The 22,689-nt window shown below is 53.7% G+C and carries 18 protein-coding genes, 1 tRNA gene and 1 pseudogene; 11 read left to right on the plus strand and 9 right to left on the minus strand.

What is annotated here, in order from left to right:
- A pseudogene (locus ACK5LI_RS06840) lies at positions 1–350 on the minus strand (transposase); the annotation flags it as partial.
- Positions 351–424: 74 nt separating this feature from the next.
- Here ACK5LI_RS06840 and ACK5LI_RS06845 point away from each other — a divergent pair.
- Positions 425–808 carry a DUF6527 family protein gene (locus ACK5LI_RS06845; RefSeq protein ID WP_416947859.1) on the plus strand — a complete coding sequence of 128 codons (384 nt, stop codon included), beginning with the start codon at positions 425–427 and terminating at the stop codon, positions 806–808.
- A gap of 114 nt (positions 809–922) precedes the next feature.
- Here ACK5LI_RS06845 and ACK5LI_RS06850 read toward each other — a convergent pair.
- The 3 genes from ACK5LI_RS06850 to ACK5LI_RS06860 form a co-directional block, all read right to left on the minus strand.
- Positions 923–998, minus strand: a tRNA-Ala gene (locus ACK5LI_RS06850).
- 209 nt (positions 999–1,207) lie between these two features.
- A complete protein-coding gene (locus ACK5LI_RS06855) occupies positions 1,208–1,939 on the minus strand; it encodes a DNA-methyltransferase (RefSeq protein WP_416947546.1) in 732 nt (243 codons plus the stop codon).
- A gap of 230 nt (positions 1,940–2,169) precedes the next feature.
- On the minus strand, positions 2,170–3,216 hold the full coding sequence (locus ACK5LI_RS06860; RefSeq protein WP_416947548.1) for a reverse transcriptase domain-containing protein: 1,047 nt from the start codon (positions 3,214–3,216) through the stop codon (positions 2,170–2,172).
- Positions 3,217–3,524: 308 nt separating this feature from the next.
- Between ACK5LI_RS06860 and ACK5LI_RS06865 the strand changes: the two genes are divergently transcribed.
- The 8 genes from ACK5LI_RS06865 to argC all read left to right on the plus strand — a co-directional run bounded on the left by ACK5LI_RS06865 (position 3,525) and on the right by argC (position 15,288).
- On the plus strand, positions 3,525–3,707 hold the full coding sequence (locus tag ACK5LI_RS06865; protein WP_416947551.1) for a hypothetical protein: 183 nt from the start codon (positions 3,525–3,527) through the stop codon (positions 3,705–3,707).
- A 458-nt stretch (positions 3,708–4,165) separates the two neighbouring features.
- Complete coding sequence (locus ACK5LI_RS06870) at positions 4,166–6,604, plus strand: mechanosensitive ion channel domain-containing protein (RefSeq protein ID WP_416947553.1); 2,439 nt, start codon at positions 4,166–4,168, stop codon at positions 6,602–6,604.
- Between the two features lie 447 nt (positions 6,605–7,051).
- On the plus strand, positions 7,052–7,378 hold the full coding sequence (locus ACK5LI_RS06875; RefSeq protein ID WP_416947556.1) for a hypothetical protein: 327 nt from the start codon (positions 7,052–7,054) through the stop codon (positions 7,376–7,378).
- Positions 7,379–7,999: 621 nt separating this feature from the next.
- Entirely contained in the window at positions 8,000–10,648 is a 2,649-nt protein-coding gene (gene polA / locus ACK5LI_RS06880; protein WP_416947558.1) for a DNA polymerase I, read from the plus strand.
- Positions 10,649–10,854: 206 nt separating this feature from the next.
- Positions 10,855–12,045 (plus strand): class I SAM-dependent rRNA methyltransferase, encoded by a 1,191-nt coding sequence (locus tag ACK5LI_RS06885; protein WP_416947560.1) that lies wholly within the window; start codon positions 10,855–10,857, stop codon positions 12,043–12,045.
- Between the two features lie 29 nt (positions 12,046–12,074).
- Entirely contained in the window at positions 12,075–13,250 is a 1,176-nt protein-coding gene (locus ACK5LI_RS06890; protein WP_416947562.1) for a pyridoxal-phosphate-dependent aminotransferase family protein, read from the plus strand.
- Positions 13,251–13,354: 104 nt separating this feature from the next.
- On the plus strand, positions 13,355–13,663 hold the full coding sequence (locus tag ACK5LI_RS06895) for a DUF1844 domain-containing protein (RefSeq protein WP_416947564.1): 309 nt from the start codon (positions 13,355–13,357) through the stop codon (positions 13,661–13,663).
- A gap of 551 nt (positions 13,664–14,214) precedes the next feature.
- The gene (gene argC, locus ACK5LI_RS06900) at positions 14,215–15,288 is read left to right on the plus strand and encodes an N-acetyl-gamma-glutamyl-phosphate reductase (RefSeq protein WP_416947566.1); all 1,074 of its coding nucleotides are present in this window, start codon (positions 14,215–14,217) and stop codon (positions 15,286–15,288) included.
- Positions 15,289–15,535: 247 nt separating this feature from the next.
- Here the strand turns inward: argC and ACK5LI_RS06905 are convergent, their stop codons facing one another.
- Together ACK5LI_RS06905 and ACK5LI_RS06910 are read right to left on the minus strand one after the other, a co-directional pair.
- Positions 15,536–16,780 (minus strand): HD-GYP domain-containing protein, encoded by a 1,245-nt coding sequence (locus tag ACK5LI_RS06905; RefSeq protein WP_416947568.1) that lies wholly within the window; start codon positions 16,778–16,780, stop codon positions 15,536–15,538.
- A 338-nt stretch (positions 16,781–17,118) separates the two neighbouring features.
- Complete coding sequence (locus tag ACK5LI_RS06910; RefSeq protein ID WP_416947571.1) at positions 17,119–18,420, minus strand: phenylacetate--CoA ligase family protein; 1,302 nt, start codon at positions 18,418–18,420, stop codon at positions 17,119–17,121.
- 185 nt (positions 18,421–18,605) lie between these two features.
- Between ACK5LI_RS06910 and purD the strand changes: the two genes are divergently transcribed.
- The gene (gene purD, locus ACK5LI_RS06915; protein WP_416947573.1) at positions 18,606–19,886 is read left to right on the plus strand and encodes a phosphoribosylamine--glycine ligase; all 1,281 of its coding nucleotides are present in this window, start codon (positions 18,606–18,608) and stop codon (positions 19,884–19,886) included.
- A gap of 90 nt (positions 19,887–19,976) precedes the next feature.
- A complete protein-coding gene (gene purE / locus ACK5LI_RS06920; RefSeq protein WP_416947575.1) occupies positions 19,977–20,483 on the plus strand; it encodes a 5-(carboxyamino)imidazole ribonucleotide mutase in 507 nt (168 codons plus the stop codon).
- A gap of 152 nt (positions 20,484–20,635) precedes the next feature.
- On the opposite strand, the gene ACK5LI_RS06925 is transcribed toward purE, so the two are convergent.
- From ACK5LI_RS06925 to ACK5LI_RS06935, 3 genes are read right to left on the minus strand one after another with little or no spacing between them, the layout of a single operon-like run.
- Complete coding sequence (locus tag ACK5LI_RS06925; protein WP_416947576.1) at positions 20,636–20,950, minus strand: hypothetical protein; 315 nt, start codon at positions 20,948–20,950, stop codon at positions 20,636–20,638.
- A gap of 41 nt (positions 20,951–20,991) precedes the next feature.
- The gene (locus ACK5LI_RS06930; protein WP_416947578.1) at positions 20,992–21,780 is read right to left on the minus strand and encodes an ABC transporter permease; all 789 of its coding nucleotides are present in this window, start codon (positions 21,778–21,780) and stop codon (positions 20,992–20,994) included.
- Positions 21,777–22,628 carry an ABC transporter ATP-binding protein gene (locus ACK5LI_RS06935; protein ID WP_416947580.1) on the minus strand — a complete coding sequence of 284 codons (852 nt, stop codon included), beginning with the start codon at positions 22,626–22,628 and terminating at the stop codon, positions 21,777–21,779. The genes ACK5LI_RS06930 and ACK5LI_RS06935 overlap by 4 nt, the downstream gene beginning before the upstream one ends.
- Between the last annotated feature and the right edge of the window lie 61 nt (positions 22,629–22,689).

Genomic DNA, 22,689 nt, shown 5'->3' on the forward strand with positions numbered 1-22,689 from the left:
ATGTACATGCAGCATGCGGCATAAGTTGCGTACCGCAAATTCCTTTTGATGCGCCTGGATAAAGGCATACTTCACAGGGACTCTTTCGCGAAGTATGCGGTGGCCTTTTTTAGGATATCTCGCTCTTCTGTTACCCGTTTTAATTCTGCCTTAAGGCGTTTGATTTCCGTCTGTTGGTTATCAAACTGGGCAGCATGAACTTCGCCATGCCCATATTTCTTTTTCCACGCATACAAGCTGTGGGTGCTGACTCCTAGCCGCTGGGCAACTTCTTGGGCGGGATAGCCGTGCTCGGTGATTTGTTTTACCGCTTCAATTTTGAATTCGTCAGTGTAGCGTTTGTCGTACATCGATTTCTCCTGAGGTCTCATTTTCATAACTCAGGAGTGTCTACGAAACTAGGGGCGATTCACTTTACGTTTCCATAGAATATGCAACTGCGTCTCACAAATGCGCATGTGGCTGTGGGAATGAAGTCGTTACGCCATTTACACCGACAGATTGGACTCTGATTTTTGATGGCGAAACTATCACACTCACTCCCTCCATCGGAAACTGGAGTTACCCGTGTCGGTCACACTACCTTATACAAAAAAACATGGTTGTTTGGGCTGGCAACATGTCCAGAAAATCTATTGAAGGTGGGAGAAAGCGAGATAAGGCCCGCAAAACGATACATTACGACAATGCCAATGCTACAAAGCCCATCCAGGACGATATCAAGGTCAACTCACAGCCTCAAAATAAGTTTAGCAACTCCAAAGGGTTGCTCAGCACCATATTGCGTTTCTTGGGGTTCAAAAAGTAGCCTTGCGCCCGCATACCACCGAAATGTTCACACCCGGTTCACCGGCAGGGTCACCGCAAAAGAAAAGGCCCGGTTATCTTGAACGATAACCAGGCCTAATTCTTTAGAAATATCTGGTGGAGCTGGAGGGAATCGAACCCACGACCTCTTGAATGCCATTCAAGCGCTCTCCCAACTGAGCTACAGCCCCAAAGCGGAGAAAGGAAATTCTCTCAAACTCTGATTTTTGTCAACAAAATTTTTTCGACTGCCCAGTGTGAGCGGTCGCGCAAAATGAGAATCCCTTTCACGATAAATGAGAACGAAACTTGACTTTTTTTGCCCTTCTTCACAGAGAAAAGCCCGCGGAAAAACTCCCGGGCTTTTATTTTTGCCTTCTGTGCTGATTTTGACACGTTTTTACGCTGTTTTCAGCACGTTTGCCGCGACTTGTGCATACTCTTTGGAGCGCTCAATCGCTATGCACTTTCGGCCTGTTTCCCGCGCGGCTTGGGCCGTTGTTCCGCCGCCTACGAACGGATCGAGTATCGTTCCACCTTCCGGCATAATCTCAATCAAATCTTTCAACAACAACAGTGGTTTACTTGAAATATGCGCTTTTTTGTTGTGGTTCACCGTGTAGCCGAAAACGCCCGGCAAACATCGGCTGGTAAGCGGCGAGTATTTGCCCTTGCATCCGTAAACAATAAACTCGCTGTCGCGCTTAAACTCGCCGCGCATGGGCCTACCGCATTTCTTGTTCCAGACGACGATTCCCCGCCAGTTAAAGCCCGCAGCCTGTAAAGCGTCTGTGACTATGGGCAGTTGCCGCCAGTCCGTGAAAACAAGCACCGGGGCGCCGGGCTTTGCGAGTCTCCAACACTCGGTGAGCCACATAGTAGCCCACATTAAAAAACTTCTTTGGTCTTTCCCGTCGCCGAGCATTTCGGGAAACGTCTTCTTGGTGCTTGAGTTCTGATATTTCTTCCCCGGGTCGGCCTGCTTGCCCGAAAGTGTCAAAGCGCCGGTCGAATACGGCGGGTCGGTAATTATACCGTCTATGCTTTCATCTGCAAGCGTCTGTAAAATCTGCCAAGCGTCGCCCTGATAAAGTGTTGTTCTGTCGTCCTCAAATACTTTGTGCGGTTGCATTTAATCACCCTGATAATTGCGCCCACCGTTGCCGCGTGATACCTGTTTTGTTGTCTTATAAGGCAAAACAAAGCGGAAACTCTACACAAAGCACAGTTCTTTGTGTGGGGCCGTGGTAAGGCGTGTCAGCGCCTTGCCGGTAGGGGCGCCGCTCGCGCCCCTGCCACTGTCGAGCCCTCACAGTGACACAGGGCGCATTACCGCGCCGGAAGGGGCGCGGCCTGTGCAAATTATTCTGTCGGTTCCTCTTGTTTACCGTTCCCCACAAGCACAAATTTATCTAAAATACTCTGTAGCGTGGTTCTGCCGTCGCAATGCTTCATGTAGCCGGTGAAGGACACCACGCGGGCTGTCACATAGTCCAGCGGTATATTTCCTTTGTTATAGCGGCGCTGTAGGCTCTTAAACTGTTTTTTCGCCCGCTTTACCGTGCTTTTTCGCGGCAGGGTGTGGCTTGTCCAGTGCCGGTAGCCTACAAAGTCGGTGCCTTGCGAGATAGGCCGCAAGCCCGTTTTCGGGTTGAGCCGCAAGCCGAGCCCTTCAACGAACACGGTGATTTGCCCGAGCTTTTCCTTGCACCACGCCTTATCCGGGCCGATAAGCACAAAATCGTCCATATAACGGACATAGTACGCGACGCCGAGTTCGTCCTTTATATAATGATCAAGGCTGTCGAGGTACAAGTTTGCGAGCCATTGCGACGTAAGCGAGCCGATAGGCAAGCCCCTGTCGATATAGCCGCTACCGCGAATCAGCGTGCCAAAGAACCAGAGCAAATCAGGATCGGAATAAACCCGCTTTACCCGTTCCATAAGGCCGTTGTGCGGGATTGTGCCGAAGTAGCTTTTTATATCCGCCTTGATTAAATACGGGTGCGCCCATTTTCCGCTTGCAGAGCGTAGGAACGCCCGCAGACGGCTACTTGCCTTATGGGTGCCTTTGCCAAGGCGGCTCGCGTAGGAATCGGCTATAAAGCGCCGCTCCATTGCCGGGCCAGCCTTCAACATAACCGCTTGATGCACAACGCGGTCTGAAAACTCCGGCGCCTGAATAAGCCGCGGCTTCGGGTCTACTATGTGAAATTCCCTGAACGGTAACGGGCGCCACGCCTTTTGCAAAAGCTGTTCTTCCAGAGCAAAAAGATTGTCCTCAAGATTCGCATAAAACCGCATGGTATCCGGGTCAAAGCGCTTGCCCGTCCGCACCTTGTTAAAAGCTTCGGCGAGCGTGGCAAAGCTGGCGACTTGAGTCCAGAGATTTCTTGCAGTCTTGGGCATGGTGTCTCTTGAGCCGGGGCCGTGTTCGTTGCCTACTTACCGCCCCGGCTGTTTCTTGTTTTCCCTTGCGGGAAGGATTACCAGCGCCAAATAAACACGCTGTCCGTGAGCCCTTGAGCCTACGGCTTCGGGTGTATGCTTGCGGAGCGGCAACCGACGTTAGCGTTAGCAACACTCGCAGGGTTGTTCAGGTTCAGGCAGAACAAGCCCGCACCGCTACCATTCGACCAATTGCCGCCGATGTGCGCCAATAAAGCACGTCTACTATTGCCGTTGAGGGAGTACTTACCCTTGAAGGCATGAAGGTAATGATCAAACTGCTTGAGGAAGAGTTGGCAAAGGCCAAAGAAGCCGAAAAAGCCGCGCTGATTGAGGCAAAAGAAGCTTACAAGCTGGCTTTTGAAGCCGCCCGTTCAGAGGCAAATAAGGCAAAAGAGATTGGCGATTTTGGAGATAGCACAGGGAAAGGGGATTCAAAGAATATTGCGTAGCACCGAAACGCGCAAAGATTCTCCTTTTTCCCATACCCAAAAACGGCAAAAAATAAGCCCCGCTTGTGTTCAAATTGACACAACGGGGCTAGACCTACCGTTCTCATTTTAAATGCAAATAGGGTCTGTTTTTGGGGCTATATTCTCAACTCTTTGCCGACGCCGGAAAAAACCTTTTGACTCGCCGGAAGCCCGCGCCAGTCCTGCTTAAGTCTCGCTTTAGTCCTACCCGTTTATACACAAGCAAAGGCTTCCCGATGAGCTTGGGGACGTCACATGCCGCCATGCAATGCATGGCAGATACCGTTCCACGCATCACATCCAATCAATTTTAAACATGATTCTACAATTATCGTCTATGGGCTTACTAACCCCTTTCTGCTATGCTATTGCTTGTGGACGCACGCGTCGCAAACAGCTAGGCGTTACTACAAAAAACAGAACATACGGAATATGTTATGAACATTATACAGTTTATGACCAACACCATCAAAAACCTGCAAAAACAGCTAGGTTTTCTGACCCTACCGGTCTTTTTAATCTGCCTTTTCTCTGCTGCCACAGCGCAGGCTGATCCGCCCCCTGTAAGTGAAGATAGTGAGATCCAGCACCTTATAGAAATTAAGCAACGCGAACTCAGCCTTCTGGAACAATCCGATGCAAAGCTTCAGGAATCTCTGAACTCCGCTCTTTCATCAGCAAACTCCGCCTATAACTATGCACTACGCAGCTACGAAGAAGCACAGCTTGCACACGGGCTGTCCGGCGGCACCCCGATGTTCGTCCGTTCCACCACCCAGCGACTCGGCGTGCTTAATGACACGCTGAGCAAGGCCAGTGATAACCTTGCAGAAATGCGTGAGCAGACAAAAGTCCGGCTCGAACGCATCAGTGCTATTGATATTGCTCCGCTTTTGCAATCAAAAGAGCTGAACGACCAGACCCGCCAACTTATCGATAGCTACCTGCGCAAGCTGAAAGCAATCAAAAGCAGACTGGAACGGCAGGATGCACTGGCTGCAAAGCTGGAAGCCAGGCTGAACAAGCTTAAAGCCTCCATTGCCGAACGGCGTGCAGAACAGGAAAATGATCTTGTCATCAGCTGGCGCGATTTCTTTTTCCGCGGCAAAGACCCGCTGCTTTCCGTTGAGCTGTGGCGTCAAACTGTTTCTATAGAACTGTGGGCCACCATGTTGGGCACCACCATCATGCGTGAAGTAACGCTGCTGGCAGATAATGCTTTTTCCAGCGTGCTTTTCGCTGTCGGCTTTGTCACCCTGCTTACGCTAGGGGGCATTCCGCTGCTGCGCGCTGCTACCCGTAACGCTCCGGGGCATTCTCCCGAAGCTATGCGGGTTCTGCATGCAACCTGCCTTATCGGCAGCATCGGGCTGGCTATACTTGTTGCCTCCATGCGCCTCTTTTCCGGAGCAACAATTTTTGCCAGCATAGTCGGCATGTTCCTTCTTGGATATGCGGCCATCAGAGCCTCTGCCCTGTTACGCAGGATGCTTAACACAGGCTTTACTAGACAGCTCCATACTCCGGCTGCGGTCATGTTTCTGTTCAGCAGCCTGCTGGTGGTCACAGAAATGCCCGCCCAGCTGGCAGTTCCGTTATGGAGCCTGCTGCTGATCGGCTATGGCTTTTATATGGCCGCTCGCGACCGCAGGCGAGGGATTATCGGCAGCGTGGCAAAGCGTTTATGGTTCTGGCTTTGCGCCATTCTGCTGCTTATAGCCGTTGCAGGATACGGCGTCTTTTCAGCGTTTCTGTTTATGGTCTGGTTTGTTCTTTACGCGGCATACTGTTTATGCATTGCGATTACCGAGCTTATCCACCTGCACGGGGCAAGCGAACCGACAGACTCCACGGCTGTGGTTATGGCAAAAGGGGTACTGGTCGGTTTTGCCTCTCCCGCAGTCTGGCTGCTGACATACTTCGCAGTTCTTATCTGGCTCTATTACTTTGTCGGGCAGGGCGTCATCTCCAGCATCGCCAACCTTGAACTGAGCTGGGAAGGTTTTTCGCTCAAACTTGCCAGCCTGGTTCTGCTTGCGGCGCTTTTTTATATTACCCGCGCCTGCACCACTCTGGCACGCGGCGCTTTAGGCCGCATGTCGCTGCACTGGCCGCGAGGTCAACGCGGAGCAATTCTCTCGCTGCAAACTACAGCATCATATGCCTTGTGGGGTCTTTACGGCCTTATTGCATTGCATATTCTGGGTGTCAGCCTGACCAGCCTCACGGTAATTGCCGGTGGTCTTAGTGTCGGTCTGGGCTTTGGTATGCAAACCATCTTCAACAACTTCATGAGCGGCCTTATTCTGTTGTTCGGCCGTTCCATCCAGCAGGGTGATATTATTCAGGTAGGCAACCTGTGGTGTACGGTAAAATCAGTCACCATCAGAACTACTATTGTCGAAACGTTCGACAGTGCAACCATTCTGATACCGAACTCGGACCTTGTGACAACGCAGGTAACCAACTGGACAAAAAATAACTCCACCATCCGCCGCGATGTGGTTGTGGGTGTTGCCTACGGATCAGACACACGAAAAGTTGAGAAAAACCTGCTTGCCATTGCCAAAGAACACCCCAACGTGCTGCGTCGCCCCGGGCCGCAGGTTATCTTCAGCAACTTCGGAGCAAGCTCTCTTGATTTCATTCTTCGCGTCTGGGTGGATGATATAGATAACGTTCTGACCACAGAGTCCACACTCCGGTTTGCCATTGATGAAGTTTTCCGCAAAGAAGACATCGAAATAGCCTTCCCGCAACTTGATTTGCACCTGCGTAGCCTCCCGCCGACATGGCAGCCGGTTACGCCGGAAGGCATTCCGGTCCAACAACCTACTGAACCAACTGAAAGCACATCACAATCCAAAACGGAATAAAACCATAACCATTGTTAAAAAGCTGCGGCGCAATTGCACCGCAGCTTTTTTTCTGAGCAACACAACACCCCCTTTAACAAGGGGCTCCCTTCTTAACCCGCATGGTCTATACCTTTACAAGAGGTACCCCGCAGGGGCACTGAATGCAGATGTAAGTTTTTCATAGAACATATTGTTTTTTCTGCTTTCCATCTGTTGACTGTGCACCCACTCAATGCTAGGTCTTTTCTCACCGGGGATTAGTCCACCCCTGTAACCCAGCCTCCTCTTTCTGTGATGCAAGCCCGAATGCATTGCAGAAATGAAAATCAAAACCGCGCCACCCACACGGCGCGGTTTTGTTTTTTGATTCACTATACAACACTCTCTCATCCTGCTGACACTGCATGGCAACCGTGGTAATATTACACAAAAATATTTCCTTCAGACTCTTGTCAGGAGGCTGCCATGACTACACCATGTGTAGGATGCGGATACTGCTGCGCCAAAGCGCAATGCGCCCCCAGTAATGCGCTTTTCGGTTCCCGCCGAATTTGTCCGGCGTTATACTGGAACGGCCGGCAATACCGTTGCGCCCTTGCAGAAGCCGACTCCGCGGCAGGTTCGCTTGTTCATGTCGGCGGCGGTTGTTGCAGCCCTTTTAACAACTGGCGAAAAGACATACGGCCGAGAGTAAAAACGGACACATGGAAACATGAAATCCAGCAGAACGGCGAAATCCTTTGCCAGAAGCAACTCTCCGTGCCCCGATTCAACGACGAGAAGTGTGAATAAATTGTCCTTTTCTTCTGTTCAGCCTGTAGGCACATTCATTTCGCATGCGCCGAACTGGCTGCCATGCTGCAACCAGTAGTCGGATGTTCGTGAAACGCTTATTAACGCGCAGGGTAGACAGCGGCTTTTACATCTGGATAAAATTTCCGTCAGACCCTCTTCATACAAACAAGTCAGTTAAAAAAACAATCTGCCGACACATTGCCGCATGTCGTGCGCCTGCTCCGAAACACCTGTACGGCCCTTACGCGATCCCCCCCCGCACCCCCAGAGCAACAGACTGTAACCGCATGTATTATTGACAAATAAGCCACACCAAAACTTCATACGCTAATATCAAGACCCGAGCCATATCTGGCCCTCGCTGTATTGTAGTTCCGGCAAGTATACGTGCACATGCCGCCATCGTTTGCATGCTGCATGTCGGTGTGCATCCTCGCTTACCATTACTCATAAAGTAAAAAATACCTGACATGTCGTGCCAGACTGCCTGCACAGTTTACAGAACAGGGTGTAACCCGTTACCATGCCTACCTTGCAGTGGGCGGTGTTTTATGCCCGTTGCCCGTTATGCCCGAAACGCCGCCTGATGCGGCGCAAACTATAGACAGAGTGTTGCCCATGTCTCTCAAGGAACGCTTAGGCCTTGATAAGGAACCTATTTATCTTATTGACGGTTCCGCATTTATTTTTCGCGGATTTTACGCCTTTCAGAACATGCAACGTTCGGACGGCCTGCCCACCAACGCCCTGTTTATTGTTCTGCGCATCGTCCTTAAGCTGCTGCGCGAAGAGAACCCCACGTACGTAGGCTTTTTCATGGATGGCAAGGGCCCCACTTTCCGCCACGAAATTTACGACCAGTACAAGGCCAACCGTTCCGCCACGCCGGAGCCGCTTGTGCAGCAGCTGGAACCCATCCGCCGAGGCATTCAGTCGCTCGGCATTCCGCTGGAAGTTTCCAAAGGCTGCGAAGCTGATGACTGCATTGCTTCGATAGCTGCCCGCTTTAAAAACGAGCGCCCCGTCATCATTGTAGGCGCGGACAAAGATTTAAAGCAGTGCCTTGATGATAACGTGTACCTGTGGGACCCCGGTGCAAAGCAGGAAAAGTTGCTCAACATGGCAGAATTCACTGAAGAAACAGGGCTTACCCCTGCGCAGTGGCCTGATTTTCAGGCTGTCATCGGCGACTCCAGCGACAACATTCCGGGTGTTCCCGGTGTAGGTCCCAAAACAGCGGCACAAATTTTTGCAGACTTCCCGACGTTGGAAGATATTCAGCAAAACGTAGACGCACTGAAGCCCGGTGTGCAGAAAAAATTTGCAGAACAGTGGGACAATATTTACCTGTACCGCCGCCTGACCACGCTGGATACCCGTCGCTGCACGGATATTTCGCTTGAAGACCTGCGCGTAAAGCCGCTGGACGGCGACAAGGCAGCAGCATTTTTGCGCGAGTTTGAACTGCGCACCCTGCTGCGCGAGCTTGCACAAAGCGTCACCGTGCCCCCGCCCGCTAAAAATGCGGCATCACCATCCGGCAGTCTGACTGCTTCGCAACAGCAAGGGTCGCTCTTTGACATGGCTCCTGCAACAACGCCGCAGCCAAACACGGCGGTTACGGCTCCTGCGCAACTTCCCGCTGCAAAAGGTGATGTTGCTCTTATACCTCTGACCCCGCTTACTGATTCAGATTCACCGGAATTTTCACTGGCTATTGACGGTAAGGAGTTCCGCTACACAGGCTCCGCAGAAAAGCTGGCAAAGCACCTTGCAGCACACAGCAGTATCAAGCGGCTGATTGCACCGGACGTAAAGGCCCTTTACCGCAGTAACGCAGCATGGCGGGCCATCAAGGTAAACCGCTGGTTTGATCTGGGGCTTGCCGCATATCTGCTGAATCCTGAAGAACGTGATTATTCATGGAGCAGCCTTGCCCGCAGAGCTGAAGAGTTCGGCATCTCGCCGGAGTCGCCTGCGCTGCTGGCGCAGGAACTGGCAACGGACATGACAGCGAGAATCGAGGGTGTAGGGCTGGCTCCGCTTATGGATAATCTGGAGCTGCCGCTTATCCCCGTGCTGGCAGATATGGAGCTGCAAGGCATCCGCATCAACAGAAAGGAGTTCGGCGGCTTTCTGACAGAAGTCCAGAAGGAACTGGATCGCCTGACCAGAGAAGTGTACGCAGCCGCCGGCGGGCCTTTCAATATCCGCTCGTCTCAGCAGCTCGGACAGCTTCTGTTCGATACTCTGGGCCTTAAGGCGGGCAGCAAAACCAAAGGCGGGCAGGCTTCCACCAGTCAGGCGGTACTGGAAAAGCTGGCCGGCAAGCATCCGATCATTGATACCATTCTGGAATATCGCAAGCTGGAAAAGCTGCGCTCTACCTACCTTGAGCCTTTGCCGAAGCTGGCTGGTAAAGATGACCGTATCCATACCACGTTCAACCAGCTGGCAACCGCCACGGGCAGGCTTTCATCCAGTCAGCCCAACCTTCAGAACATCCCTGTACGCGGCCCTCTGGGGCAGCGCATGCGGCGCTGCTTTACTGCAGCGGAAGGATTCAAGCTGGTTGCCGCCGACTATTCGCAGATTGAACTGCGTGTACTGGCGCATGTTTCAGGCGACCCCACTCTGCTGGATTCGTTTATTAAAAATGAAGACATCCACAGCCGCACAGCGGGCCTGCTGTACGACATAGACGCAGACAAAATCACGCCCGACCAGCGCCGCAATGCCAAAACCATCAACTTCGGTCTGATTTACGGCATGGGCCCGCAAAAACTGGCACAGGAGCTCAAGCTTACCCTGAACGAAGCTAAGGAGTTCATCGAGCGTTACTTCAGCAAGCTTTCACACCTGAAGGAGTTCTACGACAACGTAGAGCAAAATGCGCGCGAGCACGGTTATGTGGTAACTCTTGCAGGCAGACGCAGGCTGCTGCCCGAAATCCATTCGGACAACAACCAGCTACGTTCACAGGCCCGCAGGCAGGCCATTAACACCGTTGTTCAGGGAAGTGCGGCAGATATTATCAAAATTGCCATGATTCAGGCTGCGGCAGATGGATCACTGGCAGAACTGGGTGCACGCCTTATCCTGCAGGTGCATGACGAATTACTTATTGAGGCTCCGGCTAATACAGCCGACGAAGCAGCCAGACGCCTTGTTAAAATCATGAGTTCCGTCCGGCCCGGTGAGATTGCGCTGGATGTACCGCTGGCTGTAGATTACGGCATCGCAGACAACTGGGGCGAAGCCCACTAAAAGCAACCACCCGACAACAGTCAGCAGGTACGCTGAAAAAAGATGAATTGCCTGACAGTATCTCCTCTGCACAGCAGAACCTGACAAGCAGGTAGTATTCTGCGCCGAAGGCAGTGAGCATCTTTGACAGCACTTTTTTAACCGCGGTTAGTACCGCAAAACATAAACACCCCGCGCCATGTCCGGCGCGAAGGACAATAGTTGTAATGAAACGTTTGTATCTGAAGAAGGGCGAGGAGCGCCGCCTGCGCATCGGCCACCAGTGGATTTTCAATAACGAGGTGGACACCGATAAAAGCTCCCTGCACGACTTCACCCCCGGCGAAACCGTTACGGTATGCAACTCCGGCGGTTCCCCCGTGGCATCGGCTTATGTACATCCTTCATCGCTTATCGCCGCCCGCGTCATTTCGCTGGAACCCGATGTGCCTTTTAATGCCGAACTGCTGCACCGCCGGATTTCTGAAGCGCTTGCCATGCGCGAAATGATTTTTGACAAGCCTTACTACCGCATGGTCTTTGCCGAGGCAGACTGGCTGCCCGGCCTGATAGTTGACCGTTACGGCGATGTACTGGTCGCCCAGCTGACAACAGCAGGCACAGAGGCTGTAAAGCGCGACATAACCGCCGTGCTGAAAGACCTGATAAACCCCCGCGGTATTCTGTACCGCAACGACAGCGCCAACCGCCGTCTTGAAGGGCTGCACAGCTATGTAGAAACCGCGTACGGCGATGTGCCAGCAAAGCTGGAGATTGAAGAAAACGGCGTACGCTTTCTGGCACCGCTTACTGAGGGGCAGAAAACCGGCTGGTTCTATGACCAGCGCATCAACCGCAGGGATTTTGCCTCGTTTGCCAAAGGTAAACGGGTGCTTGATGCATTCTGCTATGCAGGCGGCTTCGGCGTTACCGCCGCGGCAGCCGGTGCGGAACAGACAACATTTTTAGATGCCTCGCCACTGGCGCTGGAAACAGCAGAAGCCAATGCCAGACTGAACAACGTATCAGGCAGCATCAAAACCGTAGAAGGCGATGCGCTGGAAACGCTGACAAAACTACGCGATCAGGGCCGCCGGTACGATGTCATCTGCGTGGACCCGCCCGCATTCATCAAACGCCGCAAGCACCAGAAGCAGGGGCTGAAGGCGTACCACAAGGTCAATGAACTGGCCATGGAACTGGTGGAAGACGGCGGTATTGTGATGAGCTGTTCATGCTCGCAGCACCTTTCCGCAGACGACCTGCGCCGTGTACTCAACCACGCGGCAGGCAAAACCGACACCCGCATCCAGACACTGATTCACGGACATCAGGGGCCCGATCACCCCGTGCATCCTGCCATGCCCGAAACCAATTACCTTAAGACATTCACCGTACGGGTTAACCGTACAAGCTGATTCTGTTCACTCGCGAACCGGAGAATCTCATGCTGAACAAGCCCAGAATGCTTACCCCCGGGCCTACGCCCATTCCTGATTCGGTACGGCTGGTTATGGCTCAGGATATGATCCACCACCGCAAACCTGCATTCAAAGCCATCATGGCTGAAACGCAGCAACGCCTGAAGCCCCTTTTCGGCACTGCGCAGCCGGTGCTACCCCTATCCTGTTCCGGTTCAGGCGCCATGACTGCCGCCGTGACCAACCTGTTCTCCGCCGGTGAAAAAGTGCTGGTGGTTGAAGGGGGCAAGTTCGGCGAACGCTGGACCAGCATCGCACGCTCACAGGGTCTGAACCCTGTCGTTATCGAAGTGCCGTGGGGGCAGGCCGTCTCGCCGCAGGCAGTGGCAGACGTTCTGTCAGCCCACTCCGATGCAGCAGGCATTCTTGTACAGTGTTCAGAAACTTCCACGGGAGCCATGCACCCCGTGCGCGAAATTGCAGCCATCACAAGCAAAACAGATGCGTTACTTGTGGTAGACGGCATTTCTTCCGTTGGCCTTTCTCCCTGTCCCATGGACGAATGGGGAGTAGACTGTCTGCTGACCGGCTCGCAAAAAGGGCTGATGCTGCCTCCGGGGCTTGCTCTTATCGCTCTTTCGGAGCGGGCATGGGCAAAAGCAGCCACGGTTACGCCTTCATGCTTTTACTTTAACCTGCAGGGCGAACGTAAAAACGTGGAGAACAACCAGACGCTGTTCACCACTCCTGTCAGCCTGGTTGTGGGACTGCACGAAAGTATGCGCCTGTATGCCGAGGCAGGGCTTGAAAATATCTTCCGCAAGCAGTGGGCGCTGACTCAGATGACCCGTACCGGAGTGAAAGCAATGGGTCTTTCTCCGCTGGTGGAAGAAGGCTATGCATGGGGACTGACCAGTGTACTCATGCCCGAGGGCATTGATGCATCCAAGGTTATCGCCCACGCTGCAGAACACTTCGGCGTAGTTCTTGCCGGTGGTCAGGACCACCTGAAGGGCCGCATCATCCGCATCGGCCATATGGGATGGCTGGACTGGGCGGATATCGCCGCCGGTCTGCATGCCATTGCAGAAAGCTTCCGCGCATGCGGCGGCTACATAGGATGCAGGGATTATCTTGAACAGGCCTTGCATGCGTACCACGAAGCATTATCTTCCTACGCAACAGATAATCCGTTCGCCTAAGAGCAGGTGTAAAAAACGGTTTCGTACATCAGCAGGCTGCCGCCGGATACACGGCGGCAGTTCTGAACCCAAAATACAGCACGTATGGTATCAGGAGCCTTTGCATGACTGAAGCACAGGAAAAAACCGGCTGCGGCTGCGCCGGTAAAAAAAAAGAAGGGCAGATGCCCTCGGTTACTTTTTCTACCTTTATCCTTTCGCTTGCTTCCTCCGCACTTGTCCAGCTGGGTGAAGTACCCGACCCTGAAACGGGTAACACTGGCGAAAACCTGCTCATGGCACGTCATACTATAGACGTTCTGCAGATGCTGCAGGAAAAAACGCAGAACTGCCTTGATGCAGACGAAGCACGCCTGCTGGAAGGGCTGCTGTATGAACTGCGTATGAAATACGTAGTAAAGTCAAGAAAGTAGCAAAGAACAAGCTACCCTGACGAGCATTTACAAAAGCAGCAACACAGTCGCGACGGCGGCTCGGCACACACGCGGCGTAAGGCCCCTGTTCGGTACGGACAGGGCAGGACAGGAATAACCGCGATTCGTCGCAGTACATCCGGCGAGCCGCTGCCAGCCTGAGTCAGCAGAAACCGGACGCAATGCGCCACCTGCTGTCAGCACCTTCAGTGTTACCGCTTTGTGCGCCTGTTGTCCGGCTTTTTCCTGCCGTCAGTGTTGACTTTTTTTGTTTCCGGGAAGACATTTTTCGCGCGCCTGTCAGCAAAAAAGTTTCAGCCGGCACCCGGTCTACAGATCTGTACCGGAATATTACTGCTGAACAGAACTGACCTGACAGGTGCAGCCAGATACAGAGTACGCTGAAATAGCACGCAGGAAGAGGCCGTTTGACTCCCCTGTCTGTACTGTCTGCCCCTGCCCGCCCCTGTATGGCGGCACCACGTAAAACGGAATCGACACATTGCACACAGCACAGGGCATTGCCTTGCCGCAACATCCGGAGGAATAGAATGACCAGTAGCGCCTCTGACGCACAAACCATCCGCGCAGGTCTTGTGGGAGTAACCGGATACACCGGCATGGAACTTGTCCGTCTGCTCCACGGGCACGGCACCATCAATCTGGTCCGTGTCACATCCCGTGCCGAGGCCGGTAAATGCCTCGAAGATATTTATCCCTTCACACGCGGCACCCGCTACGGATCACTTGTTATTACAGAGCCTGATGCAGACGACCTTGCTGCCGCGTGCGACATTGCTTTTCTTGCAGTTCCGCACGGTGCCGCCATGGAAATGGCTGCAACATTGCACGAAAAAGGCCTGAAAGTAGTAGATCTTTCCGCAGATTTCCGCCTGCGCGACAGCGATGTATACGAACAGTGGTATAATACCGATCACACCCGTACTGAGCTGTTGCCTCAGGCTGTATACGGCCTGCCGGAACTGTATGCAGACGAAATCAAAAAAGCCACGCTCATTGCCAATCCCGGATGCTATCCCACATCTGTCATTCTGGGCCTCTACCCCGCGCTGGCAGAAAAAATCCTTGTGCCCAACGGCATTGTTATCGACGCCAAATCCGGAGCAACGGGTGCAGGGCGTAAAGCCGCAGTACCCACGTTGTTCTGCGAAGTACAGGATACATTCCGCGCATATGGCATAGGCACGCATCGCCACACGCCGGAGATCGAGCAGGAACTTTCGGCAATTGCCGCAACTCCTCTGACTGTTTCGTTCAACCCGCATCTGCTGCCCATCAACAGAGGGATTCTGGCGACTATTTACACCACCTTGCAGCACGACATGACCATAGATGACGTGCAGGCAATTTATGAAGGTACGTATGCCGACAAGCCGTGGGTCCGCATAATGCCCAAAGGCAAGCTGCCCGAACTGCGTCATGTGCGGGGCACCATGTACTGCGATATCGGCCTGGTGCTGGACAAGCGTACACATCGCCTGATCATTGTTTCGTGCATAGACAACCTGTGCCGTGGTGCATCAGGTCAGGCTCTGGCAAACGCCAACCTGATGCTGGGACTCCCCGTAAACGCCGGTCTTGATCTGGCACCGCTTGTCCCGTAGCAAGCCTTGTGGCTGGCTGTAATGGTATTTTATCCCGCAAGGTGGGCCATAACAGCAAGATACAGCTGAATAATTCCGCACTATCAGCGCACGGCATCCGGCACGAAGGAAGCGGAAGCAACACGTCCGGCACCATTCATATGCAAAAAATCCGGCCAGACGGTCCGTACAATTCTGAACAAAATAACGGCCGCTGTGACTATGTCGCAGCGGCCGTTTTTATTCATGACAAAAAACTTTGACAAATTTATGTGGAAGGCCCGTCCTCCAGCACTCTGACAGGATCAATACCTGCCTGCACGGGAAGCACTGTGGCTGTAATAGTGACCGAGCCAACCTGAGCAAGATCAACCAGACGCGGCGACGCAGGTCTGCCCAGCGGATCACGCACAATGATCACGACAGGCCGCAACGGCTGCGCAGGATCGGTAGCCGCCACAACACCTACCTGTCCGGTATTGAGCTGGACAACCTGTCCTACGGGATAAATTCCCAGACACTTGATGAAGTGTTCCACGTAACCGGGATAAAAATCTTCTCCGGCCATACTGTACAGGATGGAAAGAGCCTTGTTGGGCATCATGGCGTTCTTGTATGGCCGCTTGCTGGTCAAGGCATCATACACGTCCACAACGGAAAGAATCCGACCTGCCTGACTGATTTCGTCCCCTTTCAGCCCCTTGGGGTATCCGGCACCGTTATACTTTTCATGGTGCTCCATCATCCCCTGCAGCACCATTTCCGGCAGTTTGCCGTTCTGCGGCAAAACATCTTTACCCAGCACGGGGTGCCGCTTCATTACGGTAAATTCTTCAGGTGTCAGCCTGCCGGGGCAATTAAGAATAAAATCCGGAATCATTGCCTTGCCGAGATCATGAAAAAGCCCTGCAAGACCAATCTGGCGCAGGGCTACGGTTTCAAGACCTAAATATTTTGCAAAAGCAACAGCAAGCAAGGAAACGTTCAGGCAGTGAGTATACGTGTAATGGTCATAAGCACGCAACTTTGCAAAGCCGATAAGCGCACCTGCGTTACGGCTGACAGACTGGATAATGTCTTCCACCAGCGGCTCTGCGGATTCCATATCTACCGGCTTGCCTTCGCGGGCGCTGTCCATGAATCCGCGTACAAAGCTCAGGCTTTCCGAATAAATGGCCTGTGCCTTGCTCATCTCGGCAGAAACAGTCACAGAAGGCGGTGGTGCAGAGGATTTGTAAGAGACTTCTTCCGTATTACTGATGGCCTGCGAAACCTGTTCCGCCGTCGACATGTCCTCAAGGGGAACAAGGTCATCCGGGACAGAGCCTTTCCGGCTGCGTCGCACATCAATAATGGCCTCTTCAAAACCGTCAGCCAGCACAGCCTCAATTGATGCCTCATCTTCCAATACGCCTTCGGACATGAAAAGATAGGGGTTTTCCAGCCACGAAAGCCCCACATCCACTACGTACATACCTACGCGCAAATCTTCAGACTTGATCTTTTTGTACAAAGGCTCTCCCTCCGCACCCAAGGTGACGCAAACCTTCCGTACAGCCGGCAGGTGCAGCCTGTACGCCTCACGCGCGTCTGTTCACAATGCTACCGGCACACGCCCCATGACGTGCAGCCAGCCCCCGCAAAGACCGTAAGCGGCCTGTACATTTCACAAAATCACAAAGACTACAATAGTAGGGCAGGCCCGTATTTTCTATAGGATGCCGAGGCCGGATACTCTTTGCGAAAAAAAGACCGGCAGTACACGCACAAAGTCTGTCCCCATCCGCGCGTTCCGGCCCTGATATAACGCGAGCTGCCGAAGAACAGCAGCTCTGCTTATGTTTGTGTGTATTACTCCTGGTCGCGTAAGTCCACAACTCGTTTAGACTTGGCAAAAGATCGTGGCAACTCACCGTAGGCCGCCAGCTCCACCCCGCAACGGGCCATCAGTTTTTTATGCAGTTCGCCCAACACGTTACGCAGCAAGGCCGCTTCGCCATCATACCCGATTTCAGGAGCATCCTGCGCACGTTCCACCCGCAGATGCATCGCATCGCGTCCGTCCTTACGGGTCAGAGTCAGTTGATATTCTGCTCCCAGTTCCGGATAATGCTGCAGCACATCCGCTATCTGGCCGGGGTAAATATTTACGCCTCTGAAAATTATCATATCATCTGAACGGCCCAGAATATGGTCATGGCGAGGCGCTCTAACCCCGCAGCTACACTGGCCGGGAATCATGCGTGTAAGGTCGCGGGTACGATAGCGGATAAGAGGCGATGCTTCCTTGCGAAGCGAAGTGACAACCATCTCACCCACTTCACCCGGAGCAACAGGGGTAAGCGTCTGCGGGTCAAGCACTTCAATGATGAAAAGATCAGCCCAGTAATGGACACCGTCATGCGCGCAGCATTCAAGGCCGGTACCGGGGCCGTACATTTCCGTCATGCCCGCAATGTCAAAGCTGTCTTCAAGGCCGAGACGCTCTTCAAACGATTTACGCATCTTGGGGCTATGTGCTTCAGCCCCGAAAATCACTTTTTTCAGCCGCACCTTGTCCAGCAGGCCGTTGCGCTCCACTTCTTCGCTCATCAGCAGCGCCATGGAAGCCGTGGAACACAGGCAGGTCACGCCGACATCTGTCAGCAGCTGCAGTTGCATTTCAAGGTTACCCGGCCCTACAGGCACTGCCATGGCGCCAAAATGTTCGCACCCCAGCTGAAAACCGGCTCCGGCAGTCCACAGCCCGTACCCTACGGCAATCTGCACCCTGTCTTCCACAGTAAGCCCTGCCAGCTCATAGCAGCGGGCCATCATCAGCTTGAAATTTTCCACATCCTTGGCGGTATAGGCCAGAATTTTACGCTTGCCTGTGGTGCCGGACGATGCATGAATGCGCACTACATCTTTTTCTGGTACACTCAAAAGCGGCAAAGGATATTCGTCACGCAGGTCCGCCACGGTGGTAAAGGGCAGACGTTGCAAATCGTCCAACGATCTGATGTCTGCGGCCTGTATACCGGCCTCACCAAGACGGCGTTTGTAAAAAGGACTGTTCTGCAAGGCATGGCTCACAGTCCACTGGAATCCCGCAAGTTGTTCTGCGGCGAGAGCATCTTCGGAGTGATCCGGCAAAAAACGATAACGGGACATAACGCAACTCCCTTGAGCGGTCGAAAAAAGGACTGTATATCCTGCTTGCCCGTGGGCCGAAAAAACTGTACCTAGTGCCCACGATAAAGGCCCCGATGGGGGCCTGAACGTGCTAACACGAAACACGGCGGGGGAAAACCCCGGCCATTATACCGCCCCTGCCACAGACATCCGGAGGCCCACCCGTGAAGATCCTGATTGTCGGCTCCGGCGGACGCGAACATGCTCTTGCATGGAAGCTGCGCCAAAGTCCGCTCGTCGACGAGCTGTTCATCGCCCCAGGTAACGGCGGTACTGCGCTCGAAGGCACCAACGTGCCCATCGCCGAGGACGACCTGCCCGCTATTGTGGCCTTCGCCCGAGAAAACAAGATTGACCTTGTCGTACCCGGGCCAGAGCTGCCCCTTGTTCTCGGAATAAAAGATTCCCTTGCCGCCGCAGGCATTCCCTGCTTTGGCCCCAACGCGTTTTCCGCCCAAATGGAAGGCAGCAAAGCCTTTGCCAAGCGCATCATGCGTGAAGCCGGTGTCCCCACCGCAGACTTCGGCGTATTTGAAGACTTTTACGAAGCCCGCGAATATGTGCTGAAGCAAGGCGCCCCCATTGTGGTCAAGGCAGACGGTCTTGCCGCAGGTAAAGGCGTTGTGGTGGCAAAAACAACCGATGAAGCCATTGAAGCGCTCGAAGACATCATGGTGAAAAAAGCATACGGCAACGCCGGTGCCCATGTGGTCATCGAAGCCGCTCTGGTGGGCGAAGAAGCTTCGTTCCTTGCGCTGGTTGACGGCGAAACAATCATTCCCCTGCCATCAGCGCAGGACCACAAAGCCGTAGGCGAAGGCGACACCGGCCCCAATACCGGCGGCATGGGCGCATACAGCCCTGCTCCCGTTTTGCCCGAAGAACGCTGGAACGAAATGACCGAACTGGTCATCCGGCCCATCGTGCGCACCCTTACCGCAAAGGACAAGCCTTTCTGTGGCGTGCTGTATGCCGGTCTTATGATGACGGCAGACGGCCCCTATGTGCTTGAATACAATGTGCGCTTCGGCGACCCTGAATGTCAGCCGCTGCTTATGCGCCTTGACGGCGACCTTGCAGCCATCATGATGGCTGCCGCCACAGGCAAACTGGATACCGTACCCGCCAGCTACCTTCCGCAGACGGCTCTGGGTGTGGTCATCTCCGCCGCCGGATACCCCGGCAGCTACGATTCCGGCATGGAGATTTGCGGTATCGAAGAAGCGGAAGCTGACGGTGCTAAGGTATTTCAGGCCGGAACCCGCATCACCGATGACGGCAAAACCGTTTCCCGCGGTGGTCGCGTACTGTGTGTAACCGCACTGGGCGACACTCTGGATGCTGCACAGAAAAAAGCCTACGCCGCTGTTGCCCGCGTGCGTATGGAAAAAAGCTACTTCCGCCGCGACATCGGCAACAAAGGCCTGTCGCGAGCGAAGAACTGATACATTTCGGGGCACGGCCCCGCCTTTGGAACTGCGGGCCGCTTTTGCGGCCAGCTCTACTATCCACCATCAAACTGTATGGAGTTGGCAATGCCTCAAGTCGGCATTTTCATGGGAAGCATTTCTGACGAGGAAACCCTGCGCCCCTGCACCGAGGTGCTGGACAAGCTGGGCATCAGCTACATGTTCACCGTCAGTTCCGCGCACCGCACCCCTGCACGCACGGAAAAACTGGTGGATACGCTGGAAAAAGACGGCTGTCAGGTATTCATCTGTGCGGCTGGTATGGCTGCGCATCTGGCCGGTGCAGTAGCTGCACGTACGCTTCGCCCTGTCATCGGCGTTCCGGTGACCGCTTCCAAGCTGGGCGGCATGGACGCGCTGCTGGCTACTGTTCAGATGCCTCCCGGATACCCCGTGGGTACCGTGGCTCTGGACAAGGCCGGTGCCAAAAACGCCGGCTGGTTTGCTGCGCAGATTATTGCGCTGTCTGACCCCGAGCTGGCAAAACGTCTGGCTGCTGCACGCGAATCCTTTACTGAAGAAGTTATCCGTGCGGCTGAAGAGCTTGAAAAACGCATGGCTGAAAAAAAATAACTTTGTGCGCCTGTAGCGCATTACAGGCCGCCTGCTCCTGAAAGCTGCTCCGGACAGCACAAAGCGGTTATCCCGAGCAGCACGGCATAAAAAGCCAAGGGCCGTGATCATATGATCACGGCCCTTTTGTTATCTCAACAACATGATAAGCATCAGGCATTGCCGGAAATCTCCGGCAGGCTTTTTTCGCCTTCCGGCGCAAGACGCACCACGCGCAGTTCAAACTCTCTTTCCCGCGGAGTGCATCGCGGGCAGCCCTGCGACATAATCATGCAGCGTTCATCAAGGTCCTGCACGGCTATGCCCGACTCTTCCAGAATAGAGGTAGTTCTGCCTTTTTCCCAAAAAATAGGACTGCCACAAGAGCTGCATTCCACAAACAACAGTTCAGGGTCAAAACCTTTGCCCCGCACAACTCGCGCCGACAGCGGTCCTCGCCGGAACAACACTTCGGTATCAAAGCTCACAACAAATCCCCCCTGTACTCTGCCGCATTTATATTTCTTTTCTACTCTTCGCGTATAAGCAGGTTGTGCCCGCTGCCGAAGCAACGTCGTCTGACCAGACGCAGCACCAGAAAACTGCTCAACGCAGTGGCGGCTACAATCATCAACATAACAACTATCTGATAGCGGACAGCCTCGACAGGATCAGCACCGGCCAGAATCTGGCCTGTCATCATGCCGGGCAGCGAAACAATGCCCACACCCATCATGGAGTTGATGGAAGGCACCATGCCCGCTTTCAAAGCATCTCTGAAAATTCCCCGACTGGCTTCTTCGTAATCAGCCCCGAGGCACAAGCGCATCTCAACTTCACTGCGACGCAGCCGCAGCTCTGTAAAAAGACGTTCCAGTGAAATAGAAAGAGCATTCATGGAATTGCCCGCCACCATTCCGCCGATGGGAATGAAGTACCGCGGGTCCCACCACGGGTCGGTCTGCACAACCACAGCCGTGACCAGCATGGTTATCAGCATAAAGCTGAATGCCGCAGAAATAAAGGCCGGACCAAAGTACGAAACCCCGCGCTCGCCCACCCTGTCGCGGATAATGCGCGAAGCAAACCACGTCATGACCAGATATATACCTAATACCGCTGCCGCATTCTGCAACCCGAAAAGCAGCTGTAAAACATATCCCATGGCCATAAGCTGCACAAAGGTACGAACGGTGCCCATCATAAGATCGCGTTCAAGACGCAGCTTGTACCACAGTGATACCGCGCCGGAAAGCACTACAAAGCCCAATGCAAACAGCAGCTGCCACCATTCTATGGCAATATAGTTCGCGGTCATCGAGCGTCTCCTTCCTTCTTCTCCGGCGCAGTCAGGTCGCTACAGACAGCCCCGCCCGAACCGCCTGTACCTGAAACTCCGGCAACATCGGCAGCATTCGGACAGAACTGCGTACAGTGCAGCGCTTCATCTGCCTGCACCTCCCGCACTGTGCCGGTACATACTTCTATCCGGCGGTAAGACCGCGTAGCCGGTACATACCCTGAATGGCTTACCAGCAGCAAAGTTACGCCTTCACTGTTCAAAACTTCCATCTGCTGTTCCACAACCTTGCGGCTTTCAGCATCAAGCGCGCTGGTGGGTTCGTCCAGCAACAACACCCGCGGGCCGCAAAGCATGGAGCGGATAATACACAGCCGCTGCTTTTGTCCTACACTCAAGGCGAAAGCGGCACAGTCCAACTTTACGGATGACAACAGAAAACGATCTAGCCAGCCCCGCAAGGTATCATCGTCGGGTACCTGCAGGCCTTCGTTTGCCTTGAATCTGTAGGCCAGCAACAGATTATCCCGAACGGAACCTTCCACCACCACAGGAGTCTGCTGGATAAAGCCCACCGTGCGGCGTAGCTGATGAATCTCCATCTGCCCCAGCGGTAGCCCTTGCAGAAAAACATTGCCTCCCGAAGGTTCTTCCAGCCGTGCAGCAAGGCGCAGCAGGGTAGACTTGCCCGCACCGGATGCTCCGGTAATCAGTACAAAATCGCCCTGCGCGATCTGCAATGAAACATTGTGCAGCCCTGTGCCTCCGGGCCAGAGAAATGTCATTTGCTCAAATGAAAGAATTGTGTTCATGAGATAGGTGTACCCTTTTTTGGCGGTACTGCTGTCGTACCGGGCAGGTTGCATGTAACACACCTTACAACGCTTTACCCGCACGGCTGTTTATGGCTACATGGCCATTGCACGA

It is taken from the genome of Oleidesulfovibrio sp., from assembly GCF_047973035.1.
Lineage (GTDB): Bacteria > Desulfobacterota > Desulfovibrionia > Desulfovibrionales > Desulfovibrionaceae > Oleidesulfovibrio.

Bases quoted from the DNA above. Each gene is read 5' to 3' on its own strand.
- argC (WP_416947566.1), top strand. From the start codon at position 14,215: ATGACCAGTAGCGCCTCTGACGCACAAACCATCCGCGCAGGTCTTGTG.
- purE (WP_416947575.1), top strand. From the start codon at position 19,977: ATGCCTCAAGTCGGCATTTTCATGGGAAGCATTTCTGACGAGGAAACC.
- ACK5LI_RS06895 (WP_416947564.1), top strand. From the start codon at position 13,355: ATGACTGAAGCACAGGAAAAAACCGGCTGCGGCTGCGCCGGTAAAAAA.
- polA (WP_416947558.1), top strand. From the start codon at position 8,000: ATGTCTCTCAAGGAACGCTTAGGCCTTGATAAGGAACCTATTTATCTT.
- ACK5LI_RS06875 (WP_416947556.1), top strand. From the start codon at position 7,052: ATGACTACACCATGTGTAGGATGCGGATACTGCTGCGCCAAAGCGCAA.
- ACK5LI_RS06935 (WP_416947580.1), bottom strand. From the start codon at position 22,628: ATGCAACCTGCCCGGTACGACAGCAGTACCGCCAAAAAAGGGTACACC.
- ACK5LI_RS06910 (WP_416947571.1), bottom strand. From the start codon at position 18,420: ATGTCCCGTTATCGTTTTTTGCCGGATCACTCCGAAGATGCTCTCGCC.
- ACK5LI_RS06860 (WP_416947548.1), bottom strand. From the start codon at position 3,216: ATGCCCAAGACTGCAAGAAATCTCTGGACTCAAGTCGCCAGCTTTGCC.
- ACK5LI_RS06930 (WP_416947578.1), bottom strand. From the start codon at position 21,780: ATGACCGCGAACTATATTGCCATAGAATGGTGGCAGCTGCTGTTTGCA.
- ACK5LI_RS06890 (WP_416947562.1), top strand. From the start codon at position 12,075: ATGCTGAACAAGCCCAGAATGCTTACCCCCGGGCCTACGCCCATTCCT.
- ACK5LI_RS06855 (WP_416947546.1), bottom strand. From the start codon at position 1,939: ATGCAACCGCACAAAGTATTTGAGGACGACAGAACAACACTTTATCAG.
- ACK5LI_RS06885 (WP_416947560.1), top strand. From the start codon at position 10,855: ATGAAACGTTTGTATCTGAAGAAGGGCGAGGAGCGCCGCCTGCGCATC.
- ACK5LI_RS06870 (WP_416947553.1), top strand. From the start codon at position 4,166: ATGAACATTATACAGTTTATGACCAACACCATCAAAAACCTGCAAAAA.
- ACK5LI_RS06865 (WP_416947551.1), top strand. From the start codon at position 3,525: ATGATCAAACTGCTTGAGGAAGAGTTGGCAAAGGCCAAAGAAGCCGAA.